Source organism: Nodularia harveyana UHCC-0300, from assembly GCF_034931085.1.
Taxonomy (GTDB): Bacteria; Cyanobacteriota; Cyanobacteriia; order Cyanobacteriales; family Nostocaceae; genus Nodularia; species Nodularia harveyana.
Window position 1 is genome coordinate 46,499 of the sequence record NZ_JAYGHG010000031.1, and the last position, 10,089, is coordinate 56,587.

The 10,089-nt window shown below is 39.5% G+C and carries 11 protein-coding genes and 1 rRNA gene; 9 read left to right on the forward strand and 3 right to left on the reverse strand.

What is annotated here, in order from left to right; all coding sequences use genetic code 11:
- Nucleotides 1-349: 349 nt before the first annotated feature.
- From apcA to VB620_RS16580, 4 genes are all read left to right on the forward strand, one after another.
- Nucleotides 350-835: an allophycocyanin subunit alpha gene (gene apcA / locus VB620_RS16565; protein ID WP_323197258.1), complete on the forward strand. Its 486-nt coding sequence runs from the start codon at nucleotides 350-352 to the stop codon at nucleotides 833-835.
- Between the two features lie 57 nt (nucleotides 836-892).
- Nucleotides 893-1,378 carry an allophycocyanin subunit beta gene (gene apcB, locus VB620_RS16570; RefSeq protein ID WP_323197259.1) on the forward strand — a complete coding sequence of 162 codons (486 nt, stop codon included), beginning with the start codon at nucleotides 893-895 and terminating at the stop codon, nucleotides 1,376-1,378.
- A gap of 229 nt (nucleotides 1,379-1,607) precedes the next feature.
- Nucleotides 1,608-1,814 carry a phycobilisome linker polypeptide gene (locus VB620_RS16575; protein ID WP_323197260.1) on the forward strand — a complete coding sequence of 69 codons (207 nt, stop codon included), beginning with the start codon at nucleotides 1,608-1,610 and terminating at the stop codon, nucleotides 1,812-1,814.
- 147 nt (nucleotides 1,815-1,961) lie between these two features.
- Nucleotides 1,962-3,122 (forward strand): glycosyltransferase, encoded by a 1,161-nt coding sequence (locus VB620_RS16580; protein WP_323197261.1) that lies wholly within the window; start codon nucleotides 1,962-1,964, stop codon nucleotides 3,120-3,122.
- Here the strand turns inward: VB620_RS16580 and VB620_RS16585 are convergent.
- Nucleotides 3,083-4,297, reverse strand: a complete 1,215-nt coding sequence (locus VB620_RS16585) for a glycosyltransferase family 4 protein (RefSeq protein ID WP_323197262.1) — start codon at nucleotides 4,295-4,297, stop codon at nucleotides 3,083-3,085. The genes VB620_RS16580 and VB620_RS16585 overlap by 40 nt on opposite strands.
- Nucleotides 4,298-4,535: 238 nt before the next feature.
- Between VB620_RS16585 and VB620_RS16590 the strand changes: the two genes are divergently transcribed.
- From VB620_RS16590 to VB620_RS16610, 5 genes are read left to right on the forward strand one after another with little or no spacing between them, the layout of a single operon-like run.
- On the forward strand, nucleotides 4,536-5,447 hold the full coding sequence (locus tag VB620_RS16590) for a hypothetical protein (protein WP_323197263.1): 912 nt from the start codon (nucleotides 4,536-4,538) through the stop codon (nucleotides 5,445-5,447).
- Nucleotides 5,444-6,118, forward strand: coding sequence for a hypothetical protein (locus VB620_RS16595; protein ID WP_323197264.1), 675 nt, complete (start codon nucleotides 5,444-5,446; stop codon nucleotides 6,116-6,118). The genes VB620_RS16590 and VB620_RS16595 overlap by 4 nt, the downstream gene beginning before the upstream one ends.
- Nucleotides 6,119-6,121: 3 nt before the next feature.
- On the forward strand, nucleotides 6,122-6,697 hold the full coding sequence (locus VB620_RS16600; protein WP_323197265.1) for an FHA domain-containing protein: 576 nt from the start codon (nucleotides 6,122-6,124) through the stop codon (nucleotides 6,695-6,697).
- Nucleotides 6,694-7,689 carry a glycosyltransferase gene (locus VB620_RS16605; RefSeq protein WP_323197266.1) on the forward strand — a complete coding sequence of 332 codons (996 nt, stop codon included), beginning with the start codon at nucleotides 6,694-6,696 and terminating at the stop codon, nucleotides 7,687-7,689. Before VB620_RS16600 ends, VB620_RS16605 begins: the two co-directional genes overlap by 4 nt.
- Nucleotides 7,690-7,726: 37 nt before the next feature.
- Nucleotides 7,727-8,923, forward strand: coding sequence for an FtsW/RodA/SpoVE family cell cycle protein (locus VB620_RS16610; RefSeq protein WP_323197267.1), 1,197 nt, complete (start codon nucleotides 7,727-7,729; stop codon nucleotides 8,921-8,923).
- A 55-nt stretch (nucleotides 8,924-8,978) separates the two neighbouring features.
- Here the strand turns inward: VB620_RS16610 and VB620_RS16615 are convergent, their stop codons facing one another.
- Together VB620_RS16615 and rrf are read right to left on the reverse strand one after the other, a co-directional pair.
- Entirely contained in the window at nucleotides 8,979-9,464 is a 486-nt protein-coding gene (locus tag VB620_RS16615; RefSeq protein WP_323197268.1) for a GNAT family N-acetyltransferase, read from the reverse strand.
- A gap of 507 nt (nucleotides 9,465-9,971) precedes the next feature.
- Nucleotides 9,972-10,089: ribosomal RNA gene (gene rrf / locus VB620_RS16620) — 5S ribosomal RNA — on the reverse strand.

Below are 10,089 nucleotides of genomic sequence, written 5' to 3' on the forward strand. Positions count from 1 at the left end.
GACTGGGTATTGGAAACTCAAAAATTTCCCCCCTGCTCCCTGCTCCCTGCTCCCCTGCCTCTTTCTCGCTCATATCCTTGTGTAATCAAGCTTTCCGGCAAAAAATGGCTGTGAAATCTGAAAATTAATATTACAAAGTATTAAGAACAGTCATAAATGCTCGACAGAATGCCGGAAAATGTTTTGCGGAAGGTAGTTGAGTTTTCTCGCTAACTCGTCATGCGATAGCTATGGCAATTATCTAATTGTTTTCTCTAAAGCGACGAGAACAGAAAGCTACTGCCAAACCAACTTAAATCGTACCAGTTTAATTAAATTCTGGTTTCATTAGTACTGGAGGAATCCATTAATGAGTATCGTCACGAAGTCCATCGTGAATGCTGATGCAGAAGCCCGCTACCTTAGCCCCGGCGAACTGGATCGGATCAAAAGCTTTGTTTCCGGTGGTGAACGTCGCCTCCGCATCGCTCAAATTTTGACCGAAAACCGCGAGCGCATTGTTAAGCAAGCTGGTGATCAGTTGTTCCAAAAACGCCCTGATGTTGTTTCTCCTGGTGGAAACGCTTACGGCCAAGAAATGACCGCTACTTGTCTGCGTGACCTAGACTACTACCTCCGCCTTGTCACCTACGGAATTGTTTCCGGTGATGTTACCCCCATCGAAGAAATCGGTGTTGTGGGTGTCCGCGAAATGTACAAGTCTTTAGGTACTCCTATTGATGCTGTAGCTGGTGGCGTTAACGCTATGAAGAATGTTGCAGCTACCTTGCTGTCTGCTGAAGACTCTAGTGAAGCTGGCGCTTACTTCGACTACCTAGTTGGTGCGATGCAGTAAGCTGAAGCCATTTTTACTTCTGCTGAAACATAAGTATTGCAATAAGGAAATAACAAAATGCAAGACGCAATTACCTCTGTCATTAACGCTTCAGACGTTCAAGGTAAATACTTGGACACTGCGGCTCTAGAAAAGCTCAAAGGCTACTTCGTAACTGGTGAACTTCGTGTTCGTGCTGCTACAGCTATCAGTGCTAACGCAGCTGCGATCGTCAAAGAAGCAGTAGCTAAGTCTCTGTTGTACTCTGACATCACCCGTCCCGGTGGTAATATGTACACCACCCGTCGCTATGCTGCTTGCATCCGCGATTTGGACTATTACCTACGTTATTCTACTTACGCTATGCTAGCTGGTGATACTTCCATCCTAGATGAGCGTGTATTGAATGGCTTGAAAGAAACCTACAACTCCTTGGGTGTTCCCGTAGGTGCTACTGTACAAGCTATCCAAGCTATCAAAGAAGTAACCGCTAGCTTAGTAGGCCCCGATGCTGGTAAAGAAATGGGCGTTTACTTAGACTATATCTCCTCTGGCTTAAGCTAAGAGCGACTTTGCACTAAATAAATTAGGTGCGAGTTGATTAAGGTCTGGAAATCAATTGTGAGTGCTAGAAAGTTTTATTGCTTATTATGATTAATGAGTGTTAGCGGTCTAGTATTGATAGTTGATTTCCAGACTTGGAGTGATTAATTTAAATATTTGCATAGAATATACACTCCCACTTTTGTTTGTAATAAAAAACTTTTCACAATCACCGTAGGAGATTTAAGATATGGCGCGTTTGTTTAAAGTTACTGCTTGTGTACCCAGTCAGTCACGCATCCGTACTCAAAGAGAGTTGCAAAATACTTACTTCACTAAGCTAGTTCCTTATGAAAATTGGTTCCGGGAACAGCAACGCATTCAAAAAATGGGTGGAAAAATTGTGAAGGTAGAACTAGCAACTGGTAAACAAGGTACTAATGCTGGTTTGATGTAATTAATATATAACGAAGATCATTCTAGGGAGTTGTCAAGAGGTCAAGATAGGCCTCTTTTTTGTTGGCTCTATATTGGATAGGAATAATTAAACGCGGATAAACGCGGATAAACGCGGATAATTTAAAATTGTAAAGTCGAAGTTTGAATGAAGCGTCTTTTATTGATTACAGAACGGTTTGCGCCAGATTTAGGAGGTTTGGCTAGTAGTGCTACGCGCCTCGTAACTACCCTTTGCGAATTGGGTTTGGAGGTTGATGTTGTTACTTGGAGTCGTTATTTACAACCCGGTGAGGTTTTACCGCCGGAATCTGTGGATGCTAAGTATCGAGTATATCGTATAGGGTTATACCGTCATTGGGATATGACGATGCCTCATACTTTGAATTTTCTGGATTGGTTGCAGGAGAGTCGGGGATATGATGCTGTATGGGGTCATTATCTTTTTCCCAGTGGTTTTTTAGCTACGTGGTTTGCTGGATTGAAAAAAATACCTTGTACTGTTAGCGCCCGTGGTAATGATATTGACCGAGAAATGTTTCCACCTGGCGATTTTGCCCGCCTGCAATGGACTTTACAACAGGCTAAGGTGATTACATCTGTAAGTGCTGATATGTCTCGCAAAATTCAGTTACTGAGTGGACGAGATGATGTATTGGTGCTGAAAAATGCGGTGGATAGGAATATATTTTGTGTGGGAAATTCTGGGGAAATTACACGGGAAAAGTTAGGTATTGCACCTGATGAGGTGGTTTTGGGTTTTTGCGGGGAGTTGCGGGAAAAGAAGGGACAGCAATTTTTGTTAAATGCTTTGACAAAGGTTCGCGGTCAGCGTCCGGCTTGTTTGTTAATTATCGGCGAGGTAAGACCTTCTCAGGATTCTGCACTGCAATTGTATAAGACTCAGCAACCGGAAAATGCCGCGCGAATTATAGTGACTGGACATTTATCTAATTCTGGGTTGGTGGCTGAGTATCTCCGGTTGTGCGATGTTTATCTCCAGCCTTCGCTGTGGGAGGGAATGCCAAATGCGCTATTAGAGGCGATGGCTTGTGGCTGTTGTTGTATTGCTAGTGATGCGGGTGGTATTCCAGAGGTGATTTCACATGGTGAAAATGGTTTTATATTACCTCGTTCTCAGTTGCATAAATTAGGTGAGGCGGTGTTGGAGTGTTTGAGTATGTCTGTAGAAGAGAAAAATGCCATTGTTCAAGGGGCGGGCGATCGCATTCTCAATGAATATTCTATCGATCAAGAGCAACAACAACTTCAAGTTTTACTTAACCGTTTAATACCTAATTCACTATAAGCAGCTGTTAAGGCTTCACAGGCAAGTTTCCAAGTATAATATTTTTCAATGCGCTGGCGGGCATTTTTTGCCAGTTGGGTGGCTAATTCTTTGTCATTATTTAACCGCAATACAGCATCTTTAATGGCTTTAGCTGAACCTGGCTTGACTAATAACAAATGTACTGCGTCTTCTCCTAATTCTTTGACTACAGGTAAATCGCTAGCAATGACAGGAACTCCTGTGGCCATACCTTCTAAAATCTTCAGGGGACAACAACCTTGAACTAAATTGCGATCGCTGGGCATTAATGGTGCCAAAATCATATCTGCACCGTGGATATGTTCGACTAACTGTGTTTGTGATGTTGGTTGTAAAATAGTTAATCTATCTGTCATACCTAACTTCAACGCTAGCTGCTTTAACTTATCGATTTGATAGTCTCTAGCTTGTCCAATCACTGTTAAATTGGCAGGTAAATCTTTATTCACCAGTTCTAAAGCTTCAATCGCTAAGTTTACACCTTGCCAGGGCGAAAGTGTACCAAAATAAATCATTTTAACAGACATATCCTGGTGATTATTCACAGGCAAAATATTCCTTAGATGATAATTATCGGTAAACACATCTAAATCTACACCGTTGGGAATTACTCGAATTTTATCGGCTGGAACATTCCGAGTTTGCAAATATCCAGCAGTAATGTGGCTAGGTGTGATGATTAAATCTGCTGCTGTTAAACAAACTTGTTCTTGGGTATACAATTTGTGCAGCAATTCTCGGTCATCAGCTACTCCAGGATAACGATACTTGAGTTCTATAGAAGGTAAGCCATTGACTTCAAAAATTAATTTCTGGCAATATTTGTGTTTATGAAGTGCTATGATGTATCCTTCATAGATTGAACGGATATGAACTGCTGCAAATTGACGATTTTCTAACCATTCCCGCAGCAAATTTTGAAAATACAAGACTCTAGAAATTAAATTACCGCCCAAAGCAGGTAACATTGTCTGCATAACTTGTGGGAATATTTCATGATTATCTGTCCTTGTTGCTGTAGGAGAAACTGTCACTAATTTAATATTGCCAAAATTTCGTCCTAAAGCCTGAGAAAAAGCAGCAATATGAATGGCTGCGCCCTTTGGTGCAGGTACTATATCAAAGGAAATATAGACTATCTGTGCTTGACTCATATATACTTTATTGACACTTTATTTTTTACTTTGTTATACTGACTTTAATTTATATTGATTCATGTAACATATTTATCGTTTCTCAGAAATTAAATCAAGTTAATAAAATCCATTCCTCTGGAGAAAAGGTCTTAATAGACTTTTACCTACAGCAAATTAGTTTTTATGCAGGTTGAAATACCTGTAGAAGACAGTCTGTCACTTTCAAGTATTAATTGTTTAAGGAGAGCCGATTCAAATGCCTATTGAATTACAGGAACTACGGAAGCAATTAATTTACGAAGAAACAGCACTATTTGATATTGTTAAAACTGATTTAGATGATATAGAGGCACTTTCACAATTAGCCAAAATCAGACAAAAGAAATTTTCTAAACAGGCATTTTATTATTTTATAGCTACGGTACTGTTAGGTTTTATCAGATTTAGTATATTCAACGGTGCAGTAGCATCTATTTTTCAAAAGGCAATAATTTTATTGCTGAATATGGGCTTATTGGGTTTGACCATAGCCTGTATTTATATGCTATTCATGATGTTTAAATTTCGGAGATTAAATTTAGTTAATTATCGTTATGATCTCAGCCAAAGTTTAATGAGAATGCTGGCGAGAGATATAGATGAAACAAACTCTATTTATTTGAAATTATCTTTCCAAAAATCGGAGAAGAATGAATATAAAACTGATACGTTAGATCATCCCTATAAGAGTGGATGGAAAATAGATATTTATAAAAATAAATGGTTGGATATTAAAGGACGTTTTTTAGATAAAACGCGCTTTGTGTTAACTATTAATGAGTTAACCAAAAAACAATATGGTTGGAAACGTAGCAGAAGCGGTAAGAAAAAGTATAAATCTAAAATTAAATTGAGAGGGTTAGATATAAACCTGATTTTAAGCTATCCACAACATAAATACGGGTCTGTTAAAATTTTGCAGAATGATGTTATTAATGCCATAAAACTACCAAATTGTTCTGTTGTGAGAGGTATAAAAATCACTAATAAAACTATGAACTTAAATGTGAGAATTTCGCCAGAAGTATCAGAAAATGAATCAGATATATATATAACAATTGTGGCGATGTTTTTAAGTCTTTACCAAGTGCTTAATCTGGCAAAAATTCTATATAAGGAAAAGTCATGAATCAGAGAGCTATTATTAGTTTATTCTTAGTGCTTTTGGTGAATTTACTTTTAAGTTGTAGCAATCATCCCGGATCAAATACTTTTACCGAACACATTATCTCTCCGACACTAGCTACTACAAACAATAATCTTGTTGTTCAAACTACAAAAATTAAGTTTAAAACAGAGTCAGGTAAAGATTTATTTTCTTTAAAACAAAAAGATAATGGGATAAAATTAGTTGATAGTAATGAACAAGAATTAGCGAGAATCAGGGAAAATACTCCAGGGATAATGAAAATTAAGAATGCTTCAGAACAGGTTCTGGGTTATTTAATCCGAGAAAAAGGCCAGTGGAAGCTAGAAAATCCGTCACGGAATCTAGGTTTATATACTCTTAAACGTCATAATAATATTCACTACACTCTGGAAGATGCTGCTAATAAAACGATTTACGAAATCAAAATACAAAAAGGTAGTTGGGAGATTAATACAGCAGATAAAAACTTAGTTTATCAGGTGAATATTAAAGATGGTAAAACTTCTTTAATAAATTCATCTGCAACTGCGATTTTTTATACTAAATCAGCTATTTCACCCATTGCTTTTGCTTGTTTTGGCTTCGATGTTCTCACCCGCGAACAACAAGCAGCTTTAGCTTATGCTGTAAATTTAACAGGAGGGAAGTAAAACTTGCAGATTCAACTGAGTTGGATAGATCCTAATACGGAAGAACGCCGAGAACCATTATTAACAACTCCAGTGGCTATCGGCAAAACTTTTGAAGCTATGCCAGAAGAAATTAATGGTGAACGAGTTTCTAGAGTGGTAATTGCAGATGATTTAGTTGTTGATTATCATATTTTAATTGCTTGGGAAAATCCTCGGCTAATTGTGATTGCCCAGGATACAAATAGGGGTGTAAAAATTAATGGTTTACAAAGGAATAATGGTAGTTTGAAAAATGGCGATCGCCTGGTAATTGGGACTTGTGAAATTTTAGTTAACTTGGTAGGAACTGATGTGTGTGATCGGATGGTAGGATTTTTATTTAAACGACGCTGCGATCGCACCGATGCTACAGACTGCCCTTACTGTCATGAGTCCTATGAAGAAGACTATGCTTTCTATCCCGATTATGGAAATTATCAGTTTGAGGAGTGGGGGATAAATCAATATTCGGCTAATGTGAATTTTACAGAAGCTGATTCTGTCAGTTTAGAACGTGAACGTGATGGTTATTTTGAATATAATATGGGCGCAAGTTGAATAAAACTTGGTTAATTTATGCCCTTGGTGGCGGTTGGGGTCATCTAAATCGGGCTTTGTCCTTAGGTAGAATTGCAGCACAATATATAAACGTCAGGATTATTACAAATAGTCCCTATGTACAGCAAGTCAGTCACGAGGGTTGTTCACTAGATTGGATTCCTGATGATGCTGGTTTTTCCAAAACTTGTTTACAAGTTAAACAAATTTTACTCACTACTAAACATGACTGCTTAATTGTCGATACCTTTCCTCGAGGTTTAGGCGGTGAGTTAGCAGATATCCTACCTGAATTGAAGTTTATACCCAAAATTTTAATTCATCGGGATCTTAACCCCAAATATATTACTGCTAAAAACTTACAGAATTTTGTCGCAGCCAATTTTGATAGTGTAATTGTACCAGGAGAAGGTAAAGATTTAGGTTTGGCAAACTTACCAATTGTGCATCATACAGCACCTTGGTTGATTCGTAATCCGGAGGAATTACCAGAGAGAAACACCACGCGATCGCGTATCCTCAGAGTAGAGGCAACTGTCAACACTATTCTTGTATGTGCCGCCGGTAACGTCTCAGAGTTGGATATTTTTAGTCAAATTACCCTCCGCTTACAGCAAGAATTTCCTCAATGTGCAGTGAGAATTTTAGCCCATGCTTGTCCTGTAAATTGTCCAGAAACCTTGTGGGTAAATCATCATCCGGGGATTGAATGTTTTGCAGCAGCTGATGTCGTCATCGGTGGGGCGGGATATAATACAGTTTATGAATGTGCCGCAGTGGGTGTACCTTTAATAGCATTAGCTTTTCCGCGATTGTACGACCGCCAAGCAAAAAGAGCGCGTAAAAGTTATTATGTTCAAAATATCGAACAAGCGATCGCCATTGTGAGAATATTGCTAAACCAACTCAAAACAGCCAAAAAACAGTCTATATCAACTTATATTAATGGTGCTGTGCAAGCAGTAGAGCAAATTATGAGTTATAAGTTGTGAGTTACTAATCTTATGCTAAATTTTACTGTACTTAATCGTGAATCTACGTCTCCTGATTCCAATTTTTGATAATTCCGTCTCCACCTGGGCTTTAGAAGCGCGGTTGCTACGCTGGTTAACATTGACTTGGCTATTTGTGGGATTAATTATCCTATTTTCAGCATCCTATCCCGTTGCTAATTCGCGTCTAGGAGATGGACTATACTACTTCAAGCGTCAGATAGTTTGGGCTTTCTTCTCCCTAATTATATTTAATATCATTGTGAATCTTCCCATTAAGAAAATGTTGGGAAATTCTCATTGGTTTATCGCAGTGCTTTTGCTGTTAATCTTCGGCACATTGATTCCAGGAGTAGGTAAAAAAGCTTTTGATGCAGCCCGTTGGATAGCCCTTGGACCAATTCCCCTACAACCATCAGAATTAATTAAACCCTTTTTAGTGCTGCAAAGTGCGCGACTGTTTGGACACTGGGAACGCATAACCTGGCCAATCCGCTTAACTTGGTTAGCTATTTTCAGTTTAGTCATTTTAGGAATTTTGGCACAACCTAACTTAAGTACAGCCGCACTTTGTGGAATGACTATTTGGTTAATTGCCTTAGCTGCGGGATTACCTTACAAGTATTTAGGAGGAACCGCATTTGGGGGCATACTTTTAGCCCTGATGAGTATTAGCATTAAAGAGTATCAGCGTAAACGTGTCATGTCATTTCTCGATCCCTGGGCTGATCCAACCGGCGATGGCTACCAACTAGTACAAAGTCTCTTAGCCGTAGGTTCCGGACAAACTTGGGGTGTAGGCTTTGGGCTTTCCCAGCAAAAGCTATTTTATTTACCCATTCAAGACACCGATTTTATTTTTTCCATCTTTGCCGAAGAATTTGGTTTTTTTGGCAGCATTATACTGTTGACCCTCTTAGGTTTATTCGCCACTCTCGGATTAATCGTCTCATTAAAGGCGAAAAATATAGTCAATCGACTAGTAGCCATTGGCATTACAACAGTGATTATCGGACAATCACTACTACATATCGCAGTAGCCACCGGTGCATTACCCACCACAGGCTTACCCCTACCGATGTTTAGCTATGGTGGTAATTCTATGATTTCCAGCCTTGTGGGTGCAGCTTTGCTGATTCGGGTAGCCCGCGAGAGTAGTGAGGCAGAGGTAGTACCATTGTGGAAACCCCAGCCTGAAAAGCCTCGTCAGCGCCGGATATCTCAGAAAAAGTAAAAAACCTCTCAAACTTTTATAACTCTGTGTCCAATGTGGTTAGTTTCTCCTTGACCTAAATTCTCCTTCCCATAATAATTAAATCCCGTTCCACACCATCCAATTCCGCAACTTGCGGTAAATATCCCCATTGTTGAAACCCATATTTAGCGAATAGTTTTAAACTAGCTGGATTGTGTCCAAAAATAAAGCCCAAAAGGGTTTTTATCCCTAACTTGGGACTTTCTTTAATGGCTTCGGCTAAGAGTTGGCTTCCTAAACCACATCGATGCACAGAGGGGGCGAGATAAATACTAATTTCGGCGGTGGAATCATAAGCTGGTCGCCCATAAAATGATTTAAAACTCAGCCACCCTACAACTATACTTTCTCGTTCTATTACCCACATGGGTCTGTGTGAAGATCGCCTTTGAAACCAAGACCAGCGACTCTGTACAGAGACTGGTTCTAAATCAGCCGTTGCTTGGCGACTGGGAATTGCTGCATTATAAATTGCCACTATTGCAGGTAAATCGGTTTCATGGGCGTGGCGGATCTTCATATATTTCCTATAGGACTCATATTTGATTTCGGAAACAAGACAGTAAAACGCAACATAAGGCACAAAAATCAAAGCGAATTACTCGAATTTATCCATTACTGTCCCTGCGAACACCCTTTACCTTTTCTTTTCGGCTTCATATCTGCTAACAACCGACATTTTCATCGTATCAACCAGAACTCACGATTATTATAGCCGTAGCCAATGAATAAGGGGGTAGGTAAACTAACTGACACCCTGCGTCTTCAATCAATTGAGCAATCCGACAATCACCCACTCACCGGGTCGTAGCATCGGAATCAAGCAAGTTAAGTTTGTAACCAGGTCTCAAACGCAGGATTACACGCCCTCTCAATCGTAAACGGCTATAGCTATATTTCGCCCTTTCTTCTGAGTGCGATCTAGTGCTACCATCCAATAACCATATTATTGATGCCGTTCAGTTGCTTTAACAGATAAAAAACGAAAACCCCTTCTGTGAAAGAAGAGGCTTTGTTATAAAGATAAACCTGGCATCGAGCTATTTTTGCGTAGGGCTACCCCTAAACTATCGTCGCCGCAGTAGCGTTTCACCTCTGAGTTCGGGAAGGGATCAGTGTGGTTCCACCACGCAATAGACACCAGG